This window comes from Photorhabdus thracensis (assembly GCF_001010285.1).
Lineage (GTDB): Bacteria > Pseudomonadota > Gammaproteobacteria > Enterobacterales > Enterobacteriaceae > Photorhabdus > Photorhabdus temperata.
This window is the reverse complement of record NZ_CP011104.1, coordinates 1,433,744-1,459,897: the sequence shown is the minus strand read 5'-3', so window position 1 is coordinate 1,459,897 and position 26,154 is coordinate 1,433,744. Positions and strand designations below refer to the sequence as shown.

The 26,154-nt window shown below is 44.7% G+C and carries 22 protein-coding genes and 1 riboswitch; of the genes, 11 read left to right on the top strand and 11 right to left on the bottom strand.

Annotated features, from left to right (window positions below):
- The first annotated feature begins 641 nt into the window (after positions 1 to 641).
- Both VY86_RS05790 and VY86_RS05785 read left to right on the top strand, forming a co-directional pair.
- The gene (locus VY86_RS05790; RefSeq protein WP_046974258.1) at positions 642 to 896 is read left to right on the top strand and encodes a type II toxin-antitoxin system Phd/YefM family antitoxin; all 255 of its coding nucleotides are present in this window, start codon (positions 642 to 644) and stop codon (positions 894 to 896) included.
- A complete protein-coding gene (locus VY86_RS05785; RefSeq protein ID WP_046974257.1) occupies positions 893 to 1,147 on the top strand; it encodes a Txe/YoeB family addiction module toxin in 255 nt (84 codons plus the stop codon). The genes VY86_RS05790 and VY86_RS05785 overlap by 4 nt, the downstream gene beginning before the upstream one ends.
- A 200-nt stretch (positions 1,148 to 1,347) precedes the next feature.
- On the opposite strand, the gene malQ is transcribed toward VY86_RS05785, so the two are convergent.
- A complete protein-coding gene (gene malQ, locus VY86_RS05780; protein ID WP_046974256.1) occupies positions 1,348 to 3,435 on the bottom strand; it encodes a 4-alpha-glucanotransferase in 2,088 nt (695 codons plus the stop codon).
- A 9-nt stretch (positions 3,436 to 3,444) separates the two neighbouring features.
- Positions 3,445 to 5,853 (bottom strand): maltodextrin phosphorylase, encoded by a 2,409-nt coding sequence (gene malP, locus VY86_RS05775; RefSeq protein WP_046974255.1) that lies wholly within the window; start codon positions 5,851 to 5,853, stop codon positions 3,445 to 3,447.
- A 422-nt stretch (positions 5,854 to 6,275) separates the two neighbouring features.
- On the opposite strand from malP, the gene malT reads away from it, so the two are divergent.
- Positions 6,276 to 8,990, top strand: a complete 2,715-nt coding sequence (malT, locus tag VY86_RS05770; protein WP_046974254.1) for an HTH-type transcriptional regulator MalT — start codon at positions 6,276 to 6,278, stop codon at positions 8,988 to 8,990.
- Positions 8,991 to 9,054: 64 nt separating this feature from the next.
- On the opposite strand, the gene VY86_RS05765 is transcribed toward malT, so the two are convergent.
- A complete protein-coding gene (locus tag VY86_RS05765; protein WP_046974253.1) occupies positions 9,055 to 10,251 on the bottom strand; it encodes a multidrug effflux MFS transporter in 1,197 nt (398 codons plus the stop codon).
- Between the two features lie 730 nt (positions 10,252 to 10,981).
- On the opposite strand from VY86_RS05765, the gene VY86_RS05760 reads away from it, so the two are divergent.
- The 5 genes from VY86_RS05760 to VY86_RS05740 are packed head-to-tail and all read left to right on the top strand — an operon-like array spanning position 10,982 to position 15,746.
- Complete coding sequence (locus VY86_RS05760; RefSeq protein ID WP_046974252.1) at positions 10,982 to 12,232, top strand: class-III pyridoxal-phosphate-dependent aminotransferase; 1,251 nt, start codon at positions 10,982 to 10,984, stop codon at positions 12,230 to 12,232.
- A complete protein-coding gene (locus VY86_RS05755; RefSeq protein WP_046974251.1) occupies positions 12,232 to 13,293 on the top strand; it encodes a zinc-dependent alcohol dehydrogenase in 1,062 nt (353 codons plus the stop codon). Before VY86_RS05760 ends, VY86_RS05755 begins: the two co-directional genes overlap by 1 nt.
- A gap of 13 nt (positions 13,294 to 13,306) precedes the next feature.
- On the top strand, positions 13,307 to 13,939 hold the full coding sequence (locus VY86_RS05750; protein ID WP_046974250.1) for an HAD family hydrolase: 633 nt from the start codon (positions 13,307 to 13,309) through the stop codon (positions 13,937 to 13,939).
- 60 nt (positions 13,940 to 13,999) lie between these two features.
- Positions 14,000 to 15,151, top strand: coding sequence for an MFS transporter (locus VY86_RS05745; protein ID WP_046974249.1), 1,152 nt, complete (start codon positions 14,000 to 14,002; stop codon positions 15,149 to 15,151).
- A 13-nt stretch (positions 15,152 to 15,164) separates the two neighbouring features.
- Positions 15,165 to 15,746 carry a DUF1349 domain-containing protein gene (locus tag VY86_RS05740; protein ID WP_046974248.1) on the top strand — a complete coding sequence of 194 codons (582 nt, stop codon included), beginning with the start codon at positions 15,165 to 15,167 and terminating at the stop codon, positions 15,744 to 15,746.
- A gap of 104 nt (positions 15,747 to 15,850) precedes the next feature.
- Here the strand turns inward: VY86_RS05740 and VY86_RS05735 are convergent, their stop codons facing one another.
- The 8 genes from VY86_RS05735 to VY86_RS05700 all read right to left on the bottom strand — a co-directional run bounded on the left by VY86_RS05735 (position 15,851) and on the right by VY86_RS05700 (position 23,256).
- Complete coding sequence (locus VY86_RS05735; RefSeq protein WP_046974247.1) at positions 15,851 to 16,324, bottom strand: hypothetical protein; 474 nt, start codon at positions 16,322 to 16,324, stop codon at positions 15,851 to 15,853.
- 546 nt (positions 16,325 to 16,870) lie between these two features.
- Positions 16,871 to 18,010, bottom strand: coding sequence for a 2-iminoacetate synthase ThiH (thiH, locus tag VY86_RS05730; RefSeq protein WP_193386970.1), 1,140 nt, complete (start codon positions 18,008 to 18,010; stop codon positions 16,871 to 16,873).
- Positions 18,010 to 18,777: a thiazole synthase gene (locus VY86_RS05725; protein WP_046974246.1), complete on the bottom strand. Its 768-nt coding sequence runs from the start codon at positions 18,775 to 18,777 to the stop codon at positions 18,010 to 18,012. The genes thiH and VY86_RS05725 overlap by 1 nt, the downstream gene beginning before the upstream one ends.
- 1 nt (position 18,778) lies before the next feature.
- Positions 18,779 to 18,979, bottom strand: coding sequence for a sulfur carrier protein ThiS (thiS, locus tag VY86_RS05720; protein ID WP_021322852.1), 201 nt, complete (start codon positions 18,977 to 18,979; stop codon positions 18,779 to 18,781).
- The gene (locus tag VY86_RS05715) at positions 18,976 to 19,725 is read right to left on the bottom strand and encodes a HesA/MoeB/ThiF family protein (protein WP_046974245.1); all 750 of its coding nucleotides are present in this window, start codon (positions 19,723 to 19,725) and stop codon (positions 18,976 to 18,978) included. Before VY86_RS05715 ends, thiS begins: the two co-directional genes overlap by 4 nt.
- 10 nt (positions 19,726 to 19,735) lie before the next feature.
- Positions 19,736 to 20,386 (bottom strand): thiamine phosphate synthase, encoded by a 651-nt coding sequence (gene thiE / locus VY86_RS05710; RefSeq protein ID WP_046974244.1) that lies wholly within the window; start codon positions 20,384 to 20,386, stop codon positions 19,736 to 19,738.
- The gene (gene thiC, locus VY86_RS05705) at positions 20,379 to 22,307 is read right to left on the bottom strand and encodes a phosphomethylpyrimidine synthase ThiC (RefSeq protein WP_046974243.1); all 1,929 of its coding nucleotides are present in this window, start codon (positions 22,305 to 22,307) and stop codon (positions 20,379 to 20,381) included. The genes thiE and thiC overlap by 8 nt, the downstream gene beginning before the upstream one ends.
- Positions 22,308 to 22,412: 105 nt before the next feature.
- Positions 22,413 to 22,538: riboswitch (TPP riboswitch) on the bottom strand.
- Between the two features lie 55 nt (positions 22,539 to 22,593).
- Positions 22,594 to 23,256 carry an HAD family hydrolase gene (locus VY86_RS05700; protein WP_046974242.1) on the bottom strand — a complete coding sequence of 221 codons (663 nt, stop codon included), beginning with the start codon at positions 23,254 to 23,256 and terminating at the stop codon, positions 22,594 to 22,596.
- A 274-nt stretch (positions 23,257 to 23,530) separates the two neighbouring features.
- Between VY86_RS05700 and nudC the strand changes: the two genes are divergently transcribed.
- The 3 genes from nudC (at position 23,531) to nfi (ending at position 26,144) form a co-directional block, all read left to right on the top strand.
- Positions 23,531 to 24,298 (top strand): NAD(+) diphosphatase, encoded by a 768-nt coding sequence (gene nudC, locus VY86_RS05695; protein ID WP_046976736.1) that lies wholly within the window; start codon positions 23,531 to 23,533, stop codon positions 24,296 to 24,298.
- A 108-nt stretch (positions 24,299 to 24,406) separates the two neighbouring features.
- Complete coding sequence (hemE, locus tag VY86_RS05690) at positions 24,407 to 25,471, top strand: uroporphyrinogen decarboxylase (protein ID WP_046974241.1); 1,065 nt, start codon at positions 24,407 to 24,409, stop codon at positions 25,469 to 25,471.
- A 4-nt stretch (positions 25,472 to 25,475) separates the two neighbouring features.
- On the top strand, positions 25,476 to 26,144 hold the full coding sequence (gene nfi, locus VY86_RS05685) for a deoxyribonuclease V (RefSeq protein ID WP_046974240.1): 669 nt from the start codon (positions 25,476 to 25,478) through the stop codon (positions 26,142 to 26,144).
- The last annotated feature ends 10 nt before the right edge of the window (positions 26,145 to 26,154 follow it).

The window sequence follows — 26,154 nt, the reverse complement described above, 5'->3', positions numbered from 1 at the left end:
CTCTGGCGTATTTAAGGCATTGCAGTTTTACATAATAAATTGCAAAATAATTACACTGTAAGTAACCCGATTCATATTCTGTTAAGTCATTTATTTAATAACTTTTTTATGGGAGATTATTTAAATAACATTTCATAATTTTGCTACACATGGCCTTCTTCAACCCATTGTTATATATAGAATTATGAGTAGTATAAGATGTAGCGCTATTTTGGAATCTTATTTAATTTATTTATGATAAAGTTTATTACCAGTTGAAAACTTTATTAAAGTTGTTCCCTTTGGAAAAATAGATTTTATGATTAAGTTATTCATATTTGTCTTTTTTCCGGGAATATGAGCATTAATAAAGTTTTCGTTTTTCACTGATAATTTTATGATGGGCAGGTTTTAAGCTGTTATTAAAAGTCATTTTTTTAACTTTTGGTTTTAATCGGTATAAGGTTTTAACAATTGCTTTTACCTTTTTTGACGCCTAGTGGGGGATTCCATTTTGTTTATAATTTATCCAGGTATGGTTGAGCTGCTAAAATGAGGAACTAACCAGCCCTGATGGTATACAGAAGTATTGTTAGCGCAACACTTGCGTACTTATATCTGTACAAGTACAGTTATGGGTACAACATTGTGAGGTAATAACTATGAATACGATGAGTTATTCAGCATTCCGGGCTAACTTGGCTAGAACCCTGGATAAAGTGAATGATGACCACAAGCCCGTTATCATCACTCGCCAGAACGGTAAACCAGCTGTCGTTATTAGCCTGGAAGATTTCCAGTCTTACGAAGAGACGGCCTACTTGATGGCCAGCACCAAAAATGCTGCTCGTTTGAACCAGGCTATCGCGGAAGTGGAGGCCGGTAAAACCGTTGAGAAAGGATTATTGGAAGAATGATTTTATCTTGGGCGGAAATGGCATGGGAGGATTATCTGCATTGGCAACAGACCGATAAAAAAATCTTAAAGCGCGTAAATACGTTAATTAAAGATATTAAACGGCAGCCCTTTGGTGGGCTTGGTGATCCAGAGCCACTAAAGCATAATTGGTCGGGATATTGGTCCAGGCGGATTGATCGAGAACATCGCCTAGTTTACAAGGTGACAGACGAAACAATCATTATTGTGCAATGCCGTTACCACTACTAATAAAGCCTTATTGATGTTCCTTGCTGTGCGACATCAGAAAATGTCTTGGTGAAAACTCAACAGTGATAATCGAGGAGCTAAAAGTCAGCAATCTTAAGGATGGTTTAGATTATAAACCATCCTTGAAAATCATAATTTCATTAAATTATTAAATGGGAAAGGATAGCGCTTTCAGAGAGGAGAACCCGATGTTACGGCGTTCAGCCCTCGGTTGCCCCTGCTTTTTTACGGCATGTATTCAAATCATTTAGTAATTGGTTTACATGATCATCACTGAACATAGTTTCCAGTGTGGTATTTAATTTACGTCGCCAGTTGGGATATTCCATCGTAGTACCTGGAATATTGACGGGTTTATCCATATCCAGCCAGTCTTCGGGTTGCAGCCCCAGCAGTGCGCAGTTGCTGTGGGCAATATAGCGATGTAACCCTTGGTTTATCTCGGGTGACATTGCTACTTCTTTTGCCGTGTGGCCGATATGTTCTGGAATACAGCCGTAGCGATGTAATCCCTCTAATAACTCTTGTTTGCTTGCCTGACGTTCGGTATATAACTTTTGAAGAAGATCTTTATCAGGATATAGCCTGAGTGAGTCCCCAAGTGTCAAATCGGTACTTTGCCAGAATCCGCGCAAAGTAGGCAAATCATGGGTGGTTATCGTTGCCATTGCTTGTACTGGGTAATCATCCGGTGCACGGACTTCCCCCTGTTCATTGCGCTCAAAGTAGAGCACTTTATAAGAATAGACGCCATTATCGCGCAGTTTATCTACGATCTCTTCCGGTACGATACCCAAGTCTTCACCAATGACCAAGCAGCGATGGCGTTGACTTTCCAGTGCCAGAATTGCCAGCAGATCATCAACTGGGTAGTGTACATATGCCCCTTTGTCGGCGGTTTCGCCATAGGGGATCCACCAGAGCCTGAGCATCGACATAACGTGGTCAATGCGTAGGGCGCCGCAATAGGTCATATTTGTGCGCAGCAGCTCAATGAATGGTTGGTAAGCCTGGGTTTGCAAAACATGAGGATTCATTGGTGGCAGGCCCCAGTTTTGACCCAATGGCCCCAGAGCATCCGGTGGCGCTCCCACAGATGCTTTGGTGCAGTAGACAGCCCGGTTGCACCAGGTTTCCGATCCTCCTTCGGCTACGCCAACGGCTAAATCTCGGTAAAGCCCAATGGGCATTTCACTGGTTTGACTTTGGGCAAAGCAGTCTGCAAGTTGAGTATGGGCCAGCCACTGTAGCCAGAGGAAGAATTCCACTTCCTGCGGGTGAGACTGGCAAAATGTTTGTACGGCTTCGCCGTATGGATTGCTATATTCTTCCGGCCATACAGGCCAACCCCAACAGCTGCTATTTTTAGCGTATAGCAGACAGTGCAGAGCGTCATAGACGGCTTGATAGTAGAGGCATTCACCACCTTGAATGACAAATTGGTGAAAAGATACCTGTTGGGAGTCAGTTGCTGAACGGGTATTGAACTGTTGATATGCCAGACGCAGTGCTGCCATTTTCAACGCCATAACTGTGGTGTAATCCACCCATTTTGTGCTGCGGGCATGTTGTAACATGCGCTGAGTCGTCTGTGATTGCCACCAACTCTGCGCTTCTTCATTGTGTTTGAAATCCTCAATCTGATTAACATCAATGTAAACCACATTAAGCCAGTTGCGTGACGAGGGGCTATAGGGGCTGGCGCTTTCTGGCATAGCTGGATGCAGCGCATGCAATGGATTCAATCCGATAAAGGAACCCCCGCGCGCCGCTATCTCTTGCAGCATGTATTTCAGATCGCCAAAATCTCCGATTCCCCAATTGTTTTCTGAACGCAGTGTATAAAGTTGCACACAGGCGCCCCAAAGTTTTTCCCCCTTTAACAGCGCATTTGGCTCATAGCAGCGTTTGGGCGTGACGATAATTTGCATAGACCAGCATTGGCTGCCTTGCGTCAGAGTAAGGCGATGATATCCCTGAGCAAGGGTATCAGGAAAAGTCAGTTGATGGCTGCCATGCCCCTGAAACTCCTCTCCTTGTTCCGTTCGTATCTGCCATTGGTAATTCCTATCGTCTTCCAGGGTGATAGTGAAGCGCTGCCCTTGAGTAAAAACTTTTACCGCCGGTACGGGGGAAACCGGCTCGCTGGCCGGTTTGTTTACATTTATGGCATCTAACAGGCGGTGTCTGGTGTCTGCTGGAATCGCCTGTGGTTTTCCATAAGCATTGATATAGCTGGCAACAATGCCAGCCTCGGTCGCTAAATGATCGAGGCTTTTATCCTCCATGATTTTTCCTTATCTCTTTGCTTGCCAGATACGTTGTTGATAATCTCGGATTGTCCGGTCAGAGCTGAACATACCCATGCGGGCGGTATTCAGAATGGCGCTGCGTGTCCAGCCTTGAGTATCACGGTACAAGGCATCGATCCGCTTATGGGCATTGCAATAGGAGGCAAAATCAGCCAGTACCAGATAAGGGTCACCACCTTCAATCAAGCTGTGCAGCAGCATGTCAAATGCCCGCTTATCACTGTAGCTGAATTCGCCGCTGGCCAGTGCCTTGAGTATGTTGTCCAGATGTTTATCTTCCTTGAGTAACGTCAATGGATCATAACCGGCAGCTTTCAAAGCTTTTACTTCTTCGACGGTGTGTCCGAAGATGAAAATGTTGTCGTCTCCCACTTGCTCGGCAATTTCGACATTCGCTCCGTCTAATGTTCCGATAGTCAGAGCGCCATTCAGTGCGAGTTTCATGTTTCCTGTACCGGAAGCTTCCTTACCGGCAGTGGAGATTTGTTCTGAAACATCGGCCGCCGGGATCATGAGTTCTGCGACAGAAACTTTGTAATCGGGAATAAAAGCGATCTTGATGCGATCACGAACAATAGGATCATTATTGATTTTTTCGGCGGCCTGATTGATCGCAGAGATAATGTTTTTTGCCAGATAGTAGCCTGGTGCTGCTTTCGCACCAAACAGGAATACGCGTGGAACAATATCCAGCGCCGGATTTTCCTGAATTTGTTTATAAAGCGATAGGATGTGCAGCAGGTTCAGGTGCTGACGTTTATATTCGTGCAAGCGTTTAATTTGCACATCGAAAATGGCGCTTGGATCCAGTTTAAGTCCCATTATTTTATTCACATAATTGGACAGGAGGATTTTGTTGCCCTGTTTGACAGCCCGATACTCTTCGCAGAAAGCAGCGTCATCTGCATAAGGTTCAAGCACGTTAAGTGCATCAAGATCGTTAATCCATTCACGGTTGAGCGTCCGGTCGATCAACCCTGACAGTGCTGGATTACACTGTTTGATCCAGCGACGTGGTGTAACACCGTTCGTCACGTTATGGAATTTGTTCGGCCACAGTTGGTGATATTCTGGGAAAAGATCCTTAACGATCAGTTCTGAGTGCAGTGCTGCTACCCCGTTCACGGCAAAGCCGGCGACGACGCAAAGATTCGCCATCCGCACCTGATGGTTATAATGTACCGCCAATTTTTCCCATACGGCTTGATCGCCCGGCCAGGTTTTCTCCACCAGATTTTTGAAACGGCGGTTAATTTCTTGAATGATGTTGTAATGGCGTGGCAACAGGTGGCTTACCAGATGTTCATCCCAGCATTCCAGCCCTTCCGGCATCAGCGTGTGGTTAGTATAGGCGAAAGTATGGCTGGTTATCTCCCATGCTGCTTCCCAGCTCATTTGGTGTTTATCCAGCAGAATGCGCATCATTTCAGGAATGGCAATAGTTGGATGGGTATCGTTAAGCTGGATAACCTCATACTTCGGCAGATCTTCTATTTTGCGTCCTGCCAGATGATGGCGACGCAGGATATCCGCCACAGAACAGGCACATTGGAAATATTGTTGCATCAGACGCAGGCGTTTGCCTTCCTGGTGATTATCATTCGGATAGAGAACTTTCGTCAGCTTATCTGCTTCAACACCTTGCTGTTCTGCCGCCAGGAACTGACCATCGTTGAATTTGTTGAGATCAAATGGATCAGCATGTGTTGCTTGCCACAGGCGCAGTGGTTGGGTAACACCGTTGTGATAACCAATAATCGGTAGATCCCAGGCTTCCCCAATCAATGTAAATTCAGGTGCCCAGGTTTCGCGCCCATCGTCTGTCATTAAGACTTCGCCACCAAAATTAACTTCAACATCCAACTGAGCATTGTGGCGGAACCAGGGATAGGATTCTCGCCCCCAATTGTCCGGCTTTTCAATTTGCTGTCCCTGATTAAAAGACTGGCGGAACAGGCCGTATTGATAATTCAGGCCATAGCCGGTTGCTGATTGACCAACGGTTGCCATAGAGTCGAGAAAACAGGCTGCAAGCCGTCCGAGGCCGCCGTTGCCTAAAGCGGGGTCCGTTTCTTGCTCCAGCAGATCGCTAAGAATGATATTTTCTTCCGCCAGGTAAGTTTGAACGTCTTGGTACCAGCCAAGGTTAAGCAGATTGTTTGCAGTCAAACGGCCAATCAGAAACTCCATAGAGATATAGTTCACATGGCGTTGTTGTTGGTCGGAAGGAGCAGTGATCACAGGGCTTGAGGGCAGTAGTTCTGACAGGGCCGCACTGACAGCTTGCCACCACTGATGCTGAGTCATTTCCTGGGCTGATCCGAGGCCAAAGCGCTGCCATTGACGCGTCAGCGCAGCTTGAAACTGGGCTTTATCTAATCTGGTCTGTTGCATGGAGTCTTCATCCTGTAGCTGAAAAAGGAAAATTTAGACGCTATGCTGAATGCTCTCAGAGCCTAAAACATCATCCTAGAGAGGTATTAGTCAGGGTGGAGTAAAAGGGCGTAGTCGATAATCCTATTTGGCATCATTTGCGATTTATTAAGTCCATTTTTTCCTGGAGATTAATGGAGTGGTTTGCGGTCGGCTTCCATAATTTATCGATGGAAAATGGAATTTGCTGTTCAAGAATGTGATAGGGTGCGCAACTTAATACAATGAGGTTCGCAAACAGGTTTGCAAAGGCTGTGTATTTCACTAAATTTGGTTGGGCTTATTAATGACATTATTACGGGCCGTGATATAAATTATCTAATAACATCACATAGGGTTCCGGCGCAGGTTTTATTTATCGCTTCTTATGGGCACGGAAATCAATGCTTATCCCATCAAAACTGAGTCGTCCTGTTCGTCTGAATAATACGGTTTGGCGTAAACGCCTGTTGATCAGACTGAATGAGTCGTCTAACTATCGTCTTGTTCTGATAACCAGCCCTGCTGGTTACGGTAAAACCACATTGGTATCTCAGTGGGCGGCCGGGCAAGATAATCTGGGATGGTATTCTTTGGATGAAAGCGACAATCAGCCGGAGCGTTTCGCCAGCTATCTTATCGCGGCGTTGCAGCAGGCCACACAAGGGCATTGCGCCAAAAGTGAAGTGTTGGCCCAAAAACACCAATATGCCAATTTACCCGCACTCTTTGCTCAACTGTTTATTGAACTCAATGAATGGCGACGACCGATTTTCCTGGTGATTGATGATTATCACCTGATTATGAATAATATTATTCATGAGGCTATGCGGTTTTTCCTGCGTCACCAGCCTGAGAATCTTACTTTAACGATTTTATCACGCAATTTGCCTTCTCTTGGGGTTGCCAATCTGCGTGTGCGTGAGCAATTGCTGGAAATCGATAGTCAGCAACTGGCTTTTGATCATCAGGAAACCCAGCAATTTTTTGACAAACGTTTAACTCCATCGCTTGAAGCCGACGATTGTAAACGTCTGTGCAACGAAGTGGCTGGCTGGGCAACGGCGCTTCAACTGATTGCGCTTTCAGCGCGGCAGTCGTGTGATGCTGCTGAACTGTCGGCTAAACGCTTATCGGGAATTAACGCCAGCCATCTTTCCGACTATTTGGTGGATGAAGTATTGAATCAGGTGGATAAATCAACCCGTGAATTTTTGTTGCGCAGCTCTATCTTGCGCTCCATGAATGATGGTTTGATTGTTCGTCTTACCGGTGAAGAGAATGGGCAGCAACGTCTCGAAGAAACCGAACGTCAGGGGCTGTTTATCCAACGGATGGATGACTCTGGCGAATGGTTTCGCTTTCATCCTCTTTTTGCCTCATTTTTACGTCAACGCTGTCAGTGGGAAATGGCGTTGCAATTGCCGGAGTTGCATCGTGCTGCCGCAGAAGGCTGGTTGGTTCAGGGATATCCGGGGGAGGCTATTCATCATGCGCTGGCTGCGGGCGATACTGCCATGTTACGTGATATTCTGTTGCAACATGCTTGGGCATTGTTTAACCACAGTGAGCTATCTCTGCTGGAAGAGTGCATGAATGCGCTGCCTTATGAGCAATTGTTGGAGAGTCCGCGTCTGGTGTTGCTTCAGGCCTGGCTGGCTCAAAGTCAGCATCGCTACTCGGAGGTAAATACACTGTTGAGCCAGGCGGAACAAGCACTGCATCAGAAACAGATTGCTATTGAGCCGGATTTATTGGCTGAGTTTGATGCTTTACGGGCTCAAGTCGCTATGAACAGCGGCAAGCCGGAGATGGCTGATAAGCTGGCGAAGAAAGCTTTGGCGGCACTGTTGCCGCAGAATGAATACAGTCGTATTGTCGCAACTTCCGTGGAAGGTGAAGTCTTACATTGTAAAGGCGAGCTGGCTGATGCATTGACGCGGATGCAACAAACTGAGCAGCTTGCGCGCCGTTTCCAAGTTCATCACTATGCGTTATGGGCATTGTTGCAGCAAAGCGAGATTTTACTGGCCCAAGGGTATTTGCAGACCGCCTATGAAACGCAGAACAAGGCGTTTGAATTGATCCGTGAACAGCATCTGGAGCAGCTTCCGATGCATGAATTCCTTTTGCGCATCCGCTCACAGCTTTTGTGGTGCTGGTCCCGTCTTGATGAAGCAGAAGAGGCCGCGCGGCGTGGCTTGGAGGTGTTATCGAACTTCCAACCTCAGCAGCAGTTGCAGTGCCTGACACAGTTGGCTAAATGTTCTTTAACCAGGGGAGATATTGATAATGCCCGCCGTTATTTGGCACGCTGTGAAAACTTATTGAATAATGGGCAATATCACAGAGACTGGCGAACCAATACTGACAAACTGAGAGTCATCATTTGGCAGAATATGGAAGAGAAAAGCGCGGCTGTTCGATGGTTGGCGCAGACCGAGCGACCAGACAGCGTCGATAATCATTTTAATCAGGGCCAGTGGCGTAATATCGCCCGCGCTCAGATCCTTCTCGGCCTGTATGATGAGGCGGAATCTATTTTGGATATGCTGAATCAACATGCGAGAGAATTGCAATTAATAAGCGATCTGAACCGTAATCTACTGTTATGTAACTTGCTTTACTGGCATATAGGACATAAAAGCGAAGCGCAGAATGTGCTTATCGAGGCATTGGCTCTGGCTAACCGCACCGGATTTATCAGCCATTTCGTGATTGAAGGTGAGTTGATGGCCCAGCAACTGCGTCAGCTTATCCAGCTGAATACTTTGTCTGAACTGGAGTTGCACCGAGCACAGCGCATTTTACGTGATATCAATCGTCAGCATCGTCATAAATTCGCTCATTTTGACGAAAGTTTCGTCACACAGTTGCTGACACATCCTGATGTTCCGGAGCTTATTCGCAATAGTCCACTGACGCAGCGTGAGTGGCAGGTGCTGGGACTGATTTATTCAGGCTACAGCAATGATCAGATTGCCGCAGAGCTGGATGTAGCAACGACAACCATTAAGACTCATATCCGGAATTTGTATCAGAAACTGGGGATTGCGAATCGTCAGGAGGCGATTCAGCAGGCACAACAACTGATGCAGATGATGGGGTTGGGTGTGTGACTTCTAGTGAGCAAAGCCATTGTTCTGAGCAGTGATACCGAACGATGGCTTTGCGTGACAGATTTTAAGATTTTAGCGAGACAATCCGTCCTTTCAAGCTGCGACTGAGTAAGTGTGCTGACAGGGTTAGCACGGTACCCAGTAGCATCACCAGCATCAATGATTGTTTGGGTGGAAATGGTAACGCCATAGCGCCCAGAGAGATAATAGAGCCAACAGCCATCTGGACGAACCCTATCAATGCGGAAGCGACGCCTGCTTCTTCAGAATAAGGTTCCAGAGCATAACTGGTAGCGGGCCCCATAACAAACGCCAAACCTGCACAAGCGAAGGCAACCGGTAACATATAACTTAGCCAGTGTTGGTTGGCTACGTTTGGCAGCAGATGTATTCCTGAGAACAGTGATAGGCAGCCCAGTGCCATCAGAATTGTCCCAAACAGCAAGCAGAAAGGGCGACCCGTTCGATGAAGGACTTTATTGGCGAGCAGGAAGGCGATCATAGTCCAGAGCCCGTTGCCGCCAAAAATCAATGAAAATACCAGTGGTGAAATATGGCCTTCGGTCATTAACACAGTTGGCGCAAATGAAACATAAGTAATCATTATTGCCATGATGCCAGCGTTAACCAGTGCAAAATGCATAAACCGGGCATTGCTGAGAATCTGATAATACTGTTTCAGCGGCAATCCATGAATGGGTTTAGTGTTTGCGGGGCGCGTTTCTGGCAGCCAAATGGCAATGATAAGCAGCACAATAACTGCGTAGCAGACCAAGAACCAGAATGGCGCCCGCCAGTTAAACATTTCAGCCAAAAGACCACCCAGTAACGGAGCGAGAGCAGGAACAATATTCAGTGTACTGTTAAGAAAACCGTAGGCTTTAGCTGCCTCGTCACCATTCAGGCGGTCGCGTACACCGCTGATGCAGACGACACTGGTACAGCAAACAGCACATCCTTGAATGATCCGTGCCGCGACAAAAATTTCGGAATTGGTTGAAAGTGCTGCGATCATAGAACCAATGATGTACAAAATGATCCCCATTAAGGCAACCGGTCGACGGCCAAATTTGTCCACCAATGGTCCGGCGATTAATTGCCCCAGTCCCATGATGAGCAGAAATAAAGAGATAGTCGATTGAATGACCTCATTATTAACTTGAAAATCTTCAGCAATGGCGGGAATTGTAGGTAAAAACAGATCGATACCCAGTGGTCCGAAAAGCACCAAACTAAGTAACAGAAAAATGTAATTTCGCATATTTATTCTTTTAGTATTTCAATAAATTGTGATGGTTTTATTCGTAAATCGGCACAGTGGCATTGAGTTTCCAGCATAATTAAAGATTTTGTGTATGCCAGAGAGCCTATTAGCGGGTTATTTCAAACTAGCGATAGGTTTATTTAAATATCGTGCACAACCGAACTCTTTACTGCTTTTTCAAACCTGAACTTTATACGAGCTGCTTAACTGTGTAAACCGGCTAGGCTGCTTCAGCACTTTTTTAAGGTATGTCAGATTATTAGCAGCCCTTATCCTAAAGTGTTCTATTTGAAATTATTTCATTAATAAATAGTTACTTTATTTTTTCATTTCTTTGGTAACTCATTCTCAATAAAAAAGTATATCGTTTCTGACACATCAGAAATAATCAAGATGGTCACCTATCATAAAGGAAATAGTCATAGGGCTATACAAATATTCTTATGGTTATCGCTTGAGGCAGAGTTGCAAGATTTTCTGACAGTTCTACAGGATTTTAAACAGAATTACCTGTACTAGCCATATTTACTAGCAATTCTGTATGTAATTAACAATGCATTCAAAATAATAATGTATTTTATACAAAATACTTTAATTTTTTAAATGTTTTTGGGGTTATTATCTGTTTTTTATTGATATAAATTAATTTTTAGTAAATATTCTCTTACCTGTTCGCGATTATTGTGTTTTCTTGTAGTTAGAAATGGTTAATTAAGGTGATAAGATTATGGAAAATGGACAACGGTTTGAAGATATGCTTTCTCGCTTTGTTGGGAACGGTCCTTATTTAGAAATAGATGGTGAAAAGTATATTGACGCGGCTTCGGGAACATTTAACCTTCCACTGGGGTACACTAATCGCAGAATAGCAGAAAAATTAAAACAGCAAATCGACAGATGTACACATTTGAGTTCAGCTTATACTCATGAAATGTCTCAATATATTCTGAATAAATTAGTTAAACATACCCCTGAAGGAATTAATAGAATATGGTTGCGGGATGTTTCCGGCTCCGGGGCGGTTGAATGCGCCATTCGTATTGCTCAAAAAGCAACAGGGCGGTCAGGGGTTATCTCTTTCTTTCTGGCTCATCATGGTCAGTCTTTAGCTACAGCGCAAATTTCGGGTAATGCTTTTAGAATTAAAGATTTTCATGTCAATATTGATGGCTCTTTAAAAGTGCCGACTCCTGCCAGCGTCATGTCTGAATTGGAACCGGGCACAGAACAAAATCAGTATTTTGATCTGGAACAATTTATTCAATTGGGATCAAATGACAATATTGCCTGCCTAATCATTGAGCCTATTCAAGGAAATGGTGGAAATATCGTTTTCCCTGTTGATTTTTACCGTAAGATTAGAGATATCTGTCATAAACATGACATTATCATTATTGCAGATGAAGTGCAGACAGGATTTGGACGCACAGGAACATTCTTCGCATCAACCGGTTACGCCAAAGAATTAGAACCGGATATTATTGTTTTCGCTAAAGGCGCTGGTGGCATAGGTATCCCTACCGGTGGTGTATTGATGCGTAGTTCATTGGATGTATTAGAGTCTTTCGAACATTCCAGCACATCAGGCGCTAACCCTCTTTCACTCACAGCTCTCAACGAAATTATCGATATTATCGAAGATGAACATGTTCTGGAGAATGTGCAGAGTAACGAAGCTTATTTGCGTAATGGCTTATTAACATTACAGCGTAAATATCCAGAAATTACCGGTGTCAGAGGCGTCGGTTACATGTTTGGTTTTGATACGCCATCACCGGAATTTGCTGCAAAAGCGATTGCGACTGCGAACAATCATAATTTGATCATCCGGGGCTCTCGTTATGGGAAAGGCCGTGCACTCAAAGTTCGTCCTCCATTGATTTGCACTAAGGAACATTTAAGCGAGATTTTGCATAAATTGGATCTAACTTTTGCTGATCTGACTTTAGATATGCTGGATAACAAGGAGGTAGCATAATGAAAGCACTTAAATTTAATCAGGTATGGGATGTTCAAATTCGGGATGTTGAGCCGTTACATTGTGTTGAGTCTGATGATGTGGTGGTTGATATTGCGGTTTGTGGTGTCTGTGGTACGGATGTTGGGATTATCACGGGTTCTTACCCTGTTGCGATTCCGGGGACGACGCTCGGTCATGAAACAACGGGTGTTGTCACTCAAATAGGAAGAAGTGTTACGCGTTTTAACGTGGGTGACCGCGTGGTGATCAACCCAACTTATTCCTGTGGGCATTGTCGGATGTGCCAGACGGGAAGCCCAAATCATTGTGAAAAAAAATTGGGAACCGAAGCTGGGGTTTCCTATGACGGGGCATTTGCTGAACAGTATCTGGCTAAAGAGAGTTCACTGATAAAACTGGATGATCATGTCAGCATGGAAGAGGCGTCACTGACCGAGCCGCTTAGTTGTACATTGACCGGTGTCGATAAGCTGGGTATCACTCATACTAATATTCGCGCAGCAGTGGCTGGCGCAGGTCCAATGGGTATGCTCTACATTTGGGCTTTACATGCCAGAGGCGTCAAGGCTTTCATGGTCGAGAAAAACGAGAGCCGTGTTCAGTTTGCCAGAGAAAATCTGCCGCCGGAATGTGAGCTGTATACTGATTTTGATGAGGCTTTAACGCAGAAATATGGCGATAAATCGGCACTTATCGATCTATGTGTAGATACCACCGGCCAGTTAACCGAGTACATTTTCGAACATCTGGCTCCTGGCGGAAAATTGCTGAATGTTGCGCTTAAAGATAAACATGCCAACCTTGATATTCTTAAGATTGCGGATAAGAGTCTTTCAGTCATTGGTTCTATTGACTCTCTGAATAACAGCTTTGAACGTGCTTATACCATGATCCGGGATGGTGTGATTCCGGTGGGTCGTCTGGTCAGTCAGATCTTTGATTTTAATGATTACTTGCAGGCTTTTCTCACTGTGGGTTGCGATATTGCGGGTAAAACCCAAAAACCGCTCTATACTCCAAATTGTAAAGTACTGATCCGCATTTCCGATCTCAAGTAATGGAGTTTTTCACATGGACAAATTTAATGTGATTTTTGATATTGATGGGGTCATTGTCGACAGTGAGCAATTGCACTTTGATGTTCTTTGTGATTTGGCCCCTGACTACACACATCATGTACAACCGCAGCAACTTATCGGTCTGAGTTTGAAAGAGACGCTGGATTATATTGGGGTTCCAGATCAGCGGCAGCAAGAGATCACGGCTAAAATTGTCTCTGTTTACAAAGATAAGCTGTCTCAAAGTTACCTTCGCCCAGGGGTTGCCGGGCTGATAGCGGCTTTACAACAGCACAGCATCTCTTTTGGTTTTGTCTCTACTGCGCCGCGTGAAGTGTGTTTGGCTAATATTGGATTATTGGGATTGAGCGAAAGCCCAGCTTTGATCTCTGGTGACGATGTTGTAAGAACGAAACCTAATCCCGATCCCTATCTTGCCATGTTGGAATTGAAGTCTATGGATGTTCATCAAACATTGGTAATTGAAGATACAGATTTGGGGATTACAGCAGCAATACAGGCAGGTATTCCCTATGTGTATGCCTGGCCTCATGCGTTATCCGTTGCAGAACAGTATCAACAGGCAACCCGTATTATCGGAGCGCTGACAGATATTCCGCAATTTTCCAGGATTAATTTTGCATAATTTAATGCCCTCCGTTAGTTATATCGGGGGGCGTTTTTATTTATATAGAAGGAGTATGAGTTGTCTGATCTGAATATGGTCTCTTTGGTAAAACAACCCATCATGGCGACGCGCGTCGCTTTTTTTATTGCCGGCTTTAGTCTTGCAAGTTGGGCTCCTCTCATTCCTTTAGCGAAAGAACGGCTACAACTTGATAATGGCGCGATGGGGCTCTTGATGCTGGCATTCGGTATTGGTTCTTTCATCATGATGCCGATGGCAGGAATGTTGGCCGCACGTTTTGGATGCCGGCAAGTTTTCACTTTATGTGCCTTGTTAGTGCTGGTTATGTTGCCAGGACTCAGCGTATTACCTACACCACTGACACTGGCCTGTGCTTTATTTATCTTTGGTGCAGGTATTGGTGCGATGGATGTTGTAGTAAATATCCACGCTGTTATGGTCGAAAAAATGGCTCAGCGGCCAATTATGTCTGGCTTTCACGCGTTATTCAGTCTGGGGGGAATAGCTGGTGCAGGTTCGGTCAGTGCGTTATTGTCTCTGGGAATATCACCTTTTCAGGTGATGATCATGGTGGTGCTACTTATTATCCTGTTGCTGTTGCCTGCATGGAGTGGGTTGTTAAATGAAGCAGAATCGGGTAATACGCCGTTTTTTGCTGTTCCCCGTGGAGTTGTTGTTTTATTGGGCTTTCTCTGTTTTGTTGCCTATATTATGGAAGGCTCAATGCTGGATTGGAGCGGTATATTATTAACCAGCGTACATAACATCAGCAGTCATCAGGCTGGAATCGGTTACACTCTTTTTGCTATTGCTATGACATCTGGCCGCTTTTTGGGGGATAAGATCATTGCCCTTTATGGGCACCGGCGGGTTTTTATCAGTAGTGCCTTATTGGCGACCTCTGGATTTATCCTTATTTACTCAGCATCAACAGCAATAATATTAGGACTTTCCTTCCTGATGGTTGGCGCAGGTCTCTCTAATATAGCACCTATGCTTTTTACCGCTTCCGGCCAACAGAAAATTATGCCTGACTCGCTGGCAGTTGCGGCGGTTTCTACAATGGGATATTCAGGGATATTACTTGGGCCTGCAATTATCGGAGGATTAGCACATGTTGTGACATTACATGGTGCTTTTGCTTGTGTTGCTTTACTCTCTGTTTCCTTACTTGCAGGATATAAATTTATTAATCCAAGCGGAAGATAATAGAGGAGCTCCTATGAGTTTGTCACAATATGATTGGCTGAATGAACCATCTGATTGGCAAGCTGGAAATGACTGGCTTAATGTCACCACAGATCATAAAACCGATTTTTGGCAACAAACATGGTATGGTTTTCAACGTCATAGTGGCCATGTTTTTGGGCGTTATGTTGAGGATAATTTTACCTTTCAACTCTGCATTGAAGGATGCTTTGAGCATTTATACGATCAAGCAGGAATCATGCTATTAGTGGATGAAAAATATTGGTTGAAAGGGGGAGTTGAATATTCTGACGGGCAGGCCACTATTGGTAGTGTACTCACACGTCACCATTCTGATTGGTCTATGGGAATATTTCCAGGTAATCCAAGTAAATTCTGGTTACGTCTGACTTGTGAAGAAGGGTATTTAAGGCTTCAATATTCTACTGATGGTTTACGGTGGCCGCTATTAAGGTTATCTCCTTTTCTTGAGGATAAACAACGCGTCTTTGTTGGCGCAATGTGTTGTTCTCCAGAACGTCAAGGGTTACAGGTGAAATTTTCTGATTTCAGACTTACACCGCCAATAAAAAAACCATTGCATGATTTAAGTTAAGCAGGGTTATTTTCGGAGAATTACGTTTACTGAGATAGGCTTTAAAACACCCGGAGCAATGAGCTTCGGGTGTTAAGATGTCTAGTTATATCAAAGTTAGATGTTTAGGCTTTTTCTAAAATAAAACCAGTAAAATCAGCAGTTGCTCCACTTGGTCTGCGGCCAATTTGGTCTTTTAGCAAGTAAACGCGTAAAAGTCCTTCTTCATCTGTACTTAATTCGATAGAACCTGTTGTAAACTCGGTGCTGCTCACAGCAAAAGAATCCGGGCCTGATGTGCGATTCTGTAAACCAAAATAAGCTGGTGATGATTCTGCTGATAAGCGAGCGGTACCAGTCAGTTTATATTTAGTGTTAGGCTCTAATCCTTCTATAATTTGATCAATGACGCCAGAACCAGTAACGCTTTGGATTCTGAGAAAGTTAATTCCATTCTCAGATAAGATTTTTACCGTTTCAGGAACTGGGATTCTCCAGCCGTGATATCCTTCATTAAATGAGCCGTTAACCAGTTCTTTATGCGAGTTTTTCTTATTACCAGAATAATCTTCGTTATTCAGTATTTCATTCATATTCATAATTGATCCTTTTCAAATAAATAACAATAAATTTGATTTTTATTAACAACTTTGTTTTTCGGTGGGAACTTTATCAATAGTAGTAGAGAATATTCAATTGTATTTTTTGTTGATGGAGAGTTGTAATTTGTGTCAATTAATAAAAATAAATAGATGTAATGATCAATATATACAGTGCGTATACCTATTACCTCACTTAATATTAGATTGTATATTCATCATAAATATCAATTGCAATTTTTTTACTTTTATGCTTTATTTCCTTAATAAAATATTCTATTTGTTTAATTCTTTTGGATTTTTCTCTTATTAGAGTGAATATTGTTCTGTTTTCTCTTTAATGAAATTAAAAATAGGTTGTAATATCTGAAATGTTATGAAAATAAATTATCTTTAATTCTGTTATATCAATGATTTCCCGATTTTGTTTATTTACTTTACTTTATTTCCTGAAAAATTCATAAGCCATTTAATAAAAAAGCGTTATAGATCATTAACCAAGTATTATCATAAGGAGTCCTTTCCTTACGATAAACCCTTGTTGAATTATCGGCCTAAATAACCATCCCAGTCTTTCCAGACAGGTTGTAACCCCGCTTTAATCAATACATTCGCGACCTGATAAACGGAGCGGTTATCATGCGGAATAAATTGTTCTAGTTCTTCATGGCTATTGTCTGCATAACCACCGGGTTGGGTTTTTGAACCTGCGCTGACATTATTGATTGCCAGTGGTATTACGTGATTGCGAAAGAAGGGAGATTCCCGGGTAGAAATAGAAAGTTCTACATCTGGAGCAAACAGACGAAAAGCACAAATCAGTTGTACCAGCTCTGCTTCACTCATTAATGATGCAGGTTCAATACCTCCGGCACAAGGCCGTAAACGTGGGAATGAAATTGAATAACGGCTTTGCCAATATGTACGTTGTAAAAAGAATAAATGTTCAGCCACCATATAACAATCTGTCCGCCAGTGATTGGATAGGCCAATTAATGCTCCTAAACCGATTTTATCGATTTTTGCCCGGCCAAGGCGATCCGGTGTTTCTAGTCGCCAGTGAAAATCTTGTTTCTTACCCCGTAGATGATGCAGCCGATAAGTTGGTTCATGATAGGTTTCTTGATAAACCATCACACCATCCAGCCCTAACGTTTTGAGTTCTGAATACTCTTCCTGAGTCATTGGCTGGACTTCCATCATTATGGAACTGAAATGTTGACGGATAAGTGGCAGATAACGGCGGAAATAATCCATACCTACTTTACTCTGATGTTCTCCCGTGACTAATAGCAGATTGTTAAAGCCCAGAGCTTTAATCGCCTGACATTCTGCAATAATTTCATCTTTATTTAGTGTCTTGCGCTTGATGTGGTTACTCATTGAGAATCCACAATAGGTGCAATCATTGGCGCATAAATTTGAGAGATAAAGCGGTACATAAAAACCAACGGTATTACCGAAGCGTTGACGAGTCAATTTCTGTGCCCGTTGCGCCAGCGGTTCTATATAGGGTTTCGCCGCTGGTGAAAGCAGTGCCATAAAATCATCCAGATTTAATTTGTTGCTGCTCAATGCCCGTTCGACATCCTGCGAAGTTTTGCTGTTAATACGAAGAGTAATGTCATCCCAACTCAGTTGCCGCCAGTGATAACCAAAACTGTTGTTCAAAAGATGATTAGCCATTAGAACGTTCCCAGAAAATCAGTCAATGGGCTGGATGCAACAGCATGTTGTTTTGGACTTGCCAGACCAGCCTGATGGGATAATTCACCTGCTTCAATTGCCATTCTAAATGCCTGTGCCATTTTTACTGGGTTACGCGCGACGGCAATAGCGGTATTGACCAATACGGCATCAGCCCCTAGTTCGATTGCTTCCAGTGCATGGCTCGGTGCGCCGATGCCCGCATCGACAACCACCGGCACTTGTGCTTGCTCAATAATAATTTGCAGGAAATCCCGGGTTAGCAGCCCCTGATTAGAGCCAATCGGCGCGCCCAAAGGCATGACTGCCGCGCAGCCCACTTCTTCCAGACGTTTACACAAAACAGGATCCGCACTGCAATAAGGCAGAACGACAAATCCGTCTTTGACCAGCATTTCAGCGCCTTTAAGCGTTTCGACCGGATCGGGTAGCAAGTATTTCACATCAGGATGGATCTCCAGTTTGATCCAATTTGTTGCCAATGCTTCACGGGCCAGACGGGCCGCGAACAGAGCCTCTTCTGCGGTTTTGGCTCCAGAAGTATTTGGCAGCAATTTGACGCCAAGTTTTTGTAATGGCGCCAGGATAGCGTCATTGCCTCCCTGCAAATCAATGCGTTTCATCGCCATCGTGACAAGCTGACTGCCAGAGGCCGCTATAGCCTGAATCATTAAATCTGAATTAGCGAATTTGCCTGTACCAGTAAACAAACGGGAATTAAAAGTAGTATCAGCGATCTTTAACATATCAACCTCCGGCAATAGCCTGAAACAACAGGATATTGTCCCCGTCATTAACTTGGTGCGTACTCCAGTTCGAACGCGGAATAATGGTTTGATTAATGGCCAATGCAGTTCCCGGTTGCGCTCGTTCAAGTTGTTCCAGTAATTGCTGTAGAGCCAGAGGAGCGGTAAGCTCCATCAACTGGTCATTTATAGTAATTTTCATGCCATATCTCCGCAGATTGGGCATTGCCGCGATTGACTGAGCTGTAGCGTGCTCCAGCTTTGCTGCTTACCATCAAACAGCCGAAGTTTGCCGCTCAACGGAGAGGGAAGTCCGGTTAACATTTTGATGGCTTCCAATGCCTGCAATGTGCCGATGATGCCGACTACCGGACCTAATACACCCGCAGTTCGGCAATTGCGCTGTGGTTCTTCCTGATCGGGGTAGAGACAGGTATAGCAGCCGTGAGGATAAGGGGGTTCAAGCACCATAAGCTGACCGCTGAACCCGACGGCACTGCCGCTGATTAAGGGTTTTCGTGTTGCTACACAAGCCGCATTGATAGCATGGCGGGTTGCCATGTTGTCACAGCAATCAAGAACCAGATCGACCTGTTTTACGATTTTTTTCAGCGATTCCACGTCTTGACGTTTATTAAGAACAGTTATTTTTACCAGTGGATTAAGTGCATTGAGCTGATTAGCTGCAAGTTCAGCTTTTGCCGAAGGAATATCCTCTGTGCGGTAAAGGATTTGTCGTTGTAAATTGGAGATGTGCAGTTGGTCATCATCAGCGAGATAAATTGTTCCCACACCCGCCGCGGCGAGATAGAGAGACGCAGGGGCACCCAGCCCTCCCAGACCGACAATCAGTACGCGGCTGGTTTTCAGTTTTTCCTGCCCTTCAGGGCCGATATCTTCTAGCAACAGTTGTCGGCTGTAACGCATAAATTCTTGATCATTCAGCATAAGAACCTCTCTATCCCTTCAACTCAATGCCTTCAACCAGATGAAGCAACTGTGCGGTTGCCTGACGCCAATCCTTTGCTTTGGTAATCGCACTGACCAGTGCCACACTGCCAACTCCCGTAGCAATAACATCCGGTATGCGTTCGAGAGAGATGCCTCCGATAGCGACAGTAGGGTAATCTGGTGTGTTTTCTACCTGTTGTTTTAGTGCTTCTAGCCCTTGCGGAGAAGAGGGCATTGCTTTGGTAGTCGTCGGGAAAATATGGCCGAGGGCGATATAAGATGGACGTAAAGATTTTGCCCGTGTCAATTCTTGTTCATTGTGAGTGGAAATGCCTAACCGCAATCCGGCTTCCTGGATTGCATTCAGATCGGTGTTATCTAAATCTTCCTGCCCCAGATGAACACCGTAAGCACCATGTCTGATCGCCAGTCGCCAGTAATCGTTAATAAACAAACGGGCGTTATATTGGTGGCCCAACGTGATGGCCTGCTTAATTTCTCCCTCGACCTGATCTTCTGGCAGGTCTTTGATTCGTAACTGGATGGTGGTGATTCCTGCCTTTAACAGGCGGGAAATCCACTCCAGTGAATCCACGACTGGATACAGCCCCAATCTGTGTTCAGTCGGGGCAAATGGGGCATTAGGCAGATTACTCATGAGATACGCCCTCCGCACTGTGATACAGCTCGCTACCGCGGGCGCGGAATTCTTCTGACATCTGTTCCATACCGGCGGCATAATCGCGTACTTCCTGAGAGATCTTCATTGAGCAGAATTTAGGCCCGCACATAGAACAGAAATGCGCAATTTTGCCGGAGGCTTGTGGCAGAGTTTCATCGTGATAGGTTCGTGCGGTATCGGGATCGAGCGCCAAATTAAACTGATCTTCCCAACGGAATTCGAATCTTGCTTTTGACATAGCGTTATCACGGATTTGTGCGCCTGGATGGCCTTTGGCGAGATCGGCGGCATGAGCAGCAATTTTGTAAGTGATCAGCCCTTGCTTAACATCATCTTTGTTTGGCAGACCAAGATGTTCTTTCGGCGTCACATAACAGAGCATAGCGCAACCAAACCAGCCAATCATTGCGGCACCAATACCCGAAGTGAAATGGTCATAACCTGGCGCAATATCTGTCGTCAGTGGGCCAAGGGTATAGAAAGGGGCTTCGTGGCAGTGCTCCAATTCTTCTGTCATATTGCGGCGAATCATCTGCATGGGCACATGTCCGGGGCCTTCGATCATCACCTGAACATCATATTCCCAAGCAATTTTGGTCAGTTCGCCTAATGTGTGCAGTTCTGCAAACTGGGCTTCATCATTGGCATCTTGAATAGAACCGGGGCGCAGGCCATCCCCTAATGATAGGGAAACATCATAAGCGGCACAGATTTCACAAATCTCGCGGAAATGTTGGTAGAGGAAGTTTTCCTGATGATGAGACAGACACCATTTCGCCATAATTGAGCCACCGCGGGAGACAATCCCAGTGAGGCGTTTGGCTGTCATCGGTACATAGCGCAGCAGAACGCCTGCGTGAATAGTGAAGTAATCCACCCCTTGTTCCGCTTGTTCCAGCAAGGTATCACGGAACATTTCCCAAGTGAGGTTTTCCGCTACACCATTAACTTTTTCCAGGGCCTGATAAATGGGGACGGTACCGATAGGAACCGGGCTGTTACGTAAGATCCATTCGCGGGTTTCGTGGATATAACGGCCAGTAGAGAGATCCATTACCGTATCCGCTCCCCAGCGGGTAGACCAGATTAGCTTTTCCACTTCCTCTTCAATGGAAGAAGTGACGGAAGAGTTACCGATATTGGCGTTAACTTTCACCAGAAAATTACGACCAATAATCATCGGCTCTGATTCAGGATGATTGATATTGGCCGGAATAATTGCCCGACCCGCCGCGACTTCCTGACGGACAAATTCTGGTGTGATATTTTCTGGCAACTGAGCGCCGAAGCCTTGTCCGGCATGTTGTTGGCGTAACACATCACCGCGGATACGTTCACGCCCCATATTTTCCCGTAGTGCAATAAATTCCATTTCCGGCGTGATGATGCCTTTACGGGCATAGTGCAATTGAGTCACGCGTTTGCCTTTATTGGCTTTTAATGGATGAGGGCGGTTATTGAAACGTAAATGATCGAGGCCAGCATCCGCCAGACGTTGCTGAGTAAAATCAGAGCTGAGGGTAGTAACGGGTTCTGTATCTTGACGTTCGTCGATCCATTGCCGGCGCAGTTTAGTTAACCCAACATGCACATCTAGCATGGAATCAGGATCGCCATAAGCGCCGGAAGTATCATAAACAGGGATAGCTTCGTTTTCCTCATATTGAGGTTTTTCTTTAGTTCCGCCGATCAAAGTAGGTGATAACTGAATTTCCCGCATTGGGACTTGGATATCGTCACGTGAGCCTTGGAGATAAATTCGTCGTGAGTTAGGGAATGAGACTCCCTGAATAGAATTAATAAATTCCTGAGCGGCATCACGTTGAGCTTTACGTGGACGTGCCGGGCTGGGTTTTGGCGAAATATCAGTTGCAGGGATAACAATATTATTAGACATAGCAAATTCCTAACCGTGTTATTGGGAAAGTTGCTTGTCTGGAGCTCGCAGGGAGTAATATCTTGATGGCTGAATGGACTCTTAGAAAACCTGGTGAGCCGACAACGCTTGATTACTCTTGTTCCCTTCGCGGGTCTTAACCCGATCAGGTTCCGCGGATCCCGAATTAACGGTCTCAGCCTGTGCATGCTGCGATAAAACAGCTTACGCTAGGCACTCCGACAAGAAAGTAAACATTAGTATAGAAGGGATTATGAAAACTACAACCCTTGATAAATGAAAGTATTTACAATGACCAGGTTAATTGTTTCCAGCCATGTTGTTCTGCTTGAGCTTGCAAATGGGTATCGGCATTGACAGTAATCACCTCATCGGCAAACTGACACATCGGCAGATCATTAATCGAATCACTGTAAAAACGGATAGTTTCAGGATGACTATTTTGTTGTTTCAGCCACTGTTTCATTCGTTTTACTTTACCTTCACGAAAAGTGGCAATACCGTCTATTTTGCTGGTATAACAGCCGTTTTCTATTACCATATCAATGCCCAGCGCAGTGTGAATACCAAATTCGGCAGCAATCTTTTTCACAATAAAAGAGACGGTGGCTGAGATAATCATGACTGGAACCTGTTGCTGTTGATACTTTTCAAGCAGAGCTTTGGCTTGTGGATAAAACCGTGGTCTGATTTTCTCTTTAACAAATTCGGTGAGCCAGACATCAACCTGCTCTAGCGGAACCTGATGCAATGTTTGCAGGCTAAATGCCAGATAGTCATTCATATTTAATATACCCGCATTGTAATCAGCCATCATTTTTTCATCTGCTTCGATAAAACTGGGATCAGTAATTATGCCTTTTTCCCATAAGAATTCTGTCCATATAGCGCTGGAATCTCCGGAGATTAAGGTGTCATCCAGATCAAACACGGCAAGCAGTTGTGGCATGATGTTGTGTTCCTCAAGTCAAAGCACGTTGATAGCTGAGAATAATGCTTGTAATACTGTGTAGTGACTAATAACAATATACCCTTCATCTTTCAAGTTGCTGCTTTGTTGGCTGCTTTCACTCACCCCAGTCACATCGTTATCTATGCTCCTGGGGATGCGTTCACTTGCCGCCGCGCTGCAACTTGAAATCTATTGGGTATAAAAGCACGTTTTTCTGACTAGAAAGTGTATGATTTATACAGATATTAATCGTAATTATGATGTCATGATGATGCAACAACAAATTACAGGAACAGAACGTGGCTGGTGGATTATCAGCTATGAAAATCGTATTTGGCTCCCGGAAGGGGAATTACCTTTTGGAATTGCTGTCCAATGGTCATTGCAAGGAAAAATAGCGTGGCCTATTGGTGAATGGCAGGGTGAGAAAGTTTGGCTTATTTGTCAGAAAATGACTTCAGATATGGTTTCGCTGCGGCAAATTATTTCAAGTGATAGTGGGCTGTTTCAGTTAGCTGGCCGTGGAGTGCAGTTGGCGGAGTTTTATCGCTCTCATCGGTATTGTGGTTATTGCGGTAGTGAAATGTATCATAGTGTCAGTGAATGGGCTTGTTTGTGCCATCACTGTCATGAACGTTATTATCCTCAGATTGCGCCTTGCATTATTGTCGGTATTCGTCGCAATGATCAGATTCTGCTGGCGCAGCATCAGCACCATCGTGGAGGAGTGTACACAGTACTGGCAGGATTTGTTGAAGTCGGTGAAACACTTGAAGAAGCGGTATCCCGTGAAGTAATGGAAGAGAGTAATATTAAAATCTGCAACTTACGTTATGTGGCTTCTCAGCCGTGGCCTTTTCCTCATTCATTGATGATGGCATTTCTGGCTGATTATGACAGCGGTGAAATCCGTCATGATCCGAAAGAGCTGATTAGCGCAGACTGGTATCTCTATGATCAACTGCCATTGATCCCGCCAGCCAATACGATAGCCCGCCGGTTGATTGAAGACACGGTTGTTTTATGCCGAAATGCGTAATGTACTGTTTGGCTTGATTCAGCGGGAGAGATTTGTCTGTCATGTTACAATGGCAGCAAATTATTGCAGCCAGATAATATTGCGGCCAATAAATAAATGGAGTCTGTTATGAATGAGTTGAAAAACGACCGCTATTTGCGAGCTTTACTACGCCAACCCGTTGATGTTACACCTGTATGGATGATGCGTCAGGCTGGTCGCTATTTGCCGGAATATAAGGCTACCCGTACCGAGGCAGGTGATTTTATCTCTCTATGTAAGAACACTGAACTTGCTTGCGAAGTCACCTTACAGCCTTTGTGGCGTTATCCATTGGATGCGGCGATTCTCTTCTCTGATATTCTCACTATTCCTGATGCAATGGGGTTGGGACTCTATTTTGAGGCAGGCGAAGGCCCGCGTTTTAAATCCCCTATTTTGAGTCGTGCTGATGTAGAAAAACTACCGGTTCCTGATCCTGAAATGGAACTGGGTTATGTGATGGATGCAGTGCGTACCATCCGTAAGGCGCTGGTGGGTCAGGTTCCTTTGATTGGCTTTTCCGGTAGCCCGTGGACACTGGCGACTTATATGGTGGAAGGCGGTAGTAGTAAGGCATTCACTAAAATTAAAAAAATGATGTATGCCGAACCAGCCGTCATGCACTTATTACTGGGTAAACTGGCAGACAGTGTTATTCTTTACCTTAATGCCCAGATTAAGGCGGGCGCTCAGTCCGTGATGATTTTCGATACTTGGGGAGGCGTGCTGACGGGGCGGGATTATCGCGAGTTTTCCCTGCGTTATATGCACAAAATTGTTGATGGCCTGATCCGTGAAAATGAAGGTCGCCGTGTGCCGGTAACATTGTTTACTAAAGGCGGTGGGCAATGGCTGGAAGCAATGGCTGAAACGGGTTGTGATGCCCTTGGTCTGGACTGGACGACAGATATTGCCGATGCACGCCGTCGTGTAGGGAATAAAGTGGCTTTGCAGGGCAACATGGATCCATCTATGTTATATGCCTCTCCAGAGCGGATTGAGCAGGAAGTTTCGACAATTTTGCAAGGTTTTGGTGTGGGTTCTGGTCATGTTTTTAACCTTGGTCATGGTATCCATCAAGATGTATCGCCGGAACATGCTGGTGTATTTGTTGAAGCGGTACATAAACTTTCAGCTAAATATCATCAGTAAGAATATGATTAACACGAAAGCATTACGTCAGGAACAAATAGAAAAGGCTCAACAAGTCATCCATTATGATGATTTTTCTTCACCAAAATTGATTGCTGGGGCTGATGTGGGCTTTGAACAGCAGGGAACGGTTACCCGCGCAGCTATCGCTGTTCTCTCTTATCCTGCCCTTGAACTGGTGGAGTATCAGATAGCCCGAATTGAAACTGCACTTCCTTATATCCCTGGTTTACTCTCTTTTCGTGAATACCCTGCATTGATGGCTGCTTGGCAGTTGCTGAAACACACACCTGATCTGGTCATGGTGGATGGTCATGGTATTGCTCATCCACGTCGTTTAGGTGTTGCCAGCCATTTTGGTTTATTGGCGAATGTACCGACGATTGGTGTGGCAAAACGTCGTTTATGTGGTGAAAGTGAACCATTGGGTGAGCAACCCGGCAGTTGCCAGCCTTTGATTGATAAAGAGGAACAGATTGGTTGGGTATGGCGGAGTAAAAAACGTTGTAATCCATTGTATATTTCTACAGGACACAGAATCAGTCTTGATAGTGCATTGCTATGGGTAGAGCGTTGTGTGAGAGGTTATCGTCTACCTGAAACTACCCGCTGGGCGGATGGTATCGCCTCAAATAGGGCGTTTTTTGAACAAATAATGCAGAAAAATCCTTAAATTCGGTGTA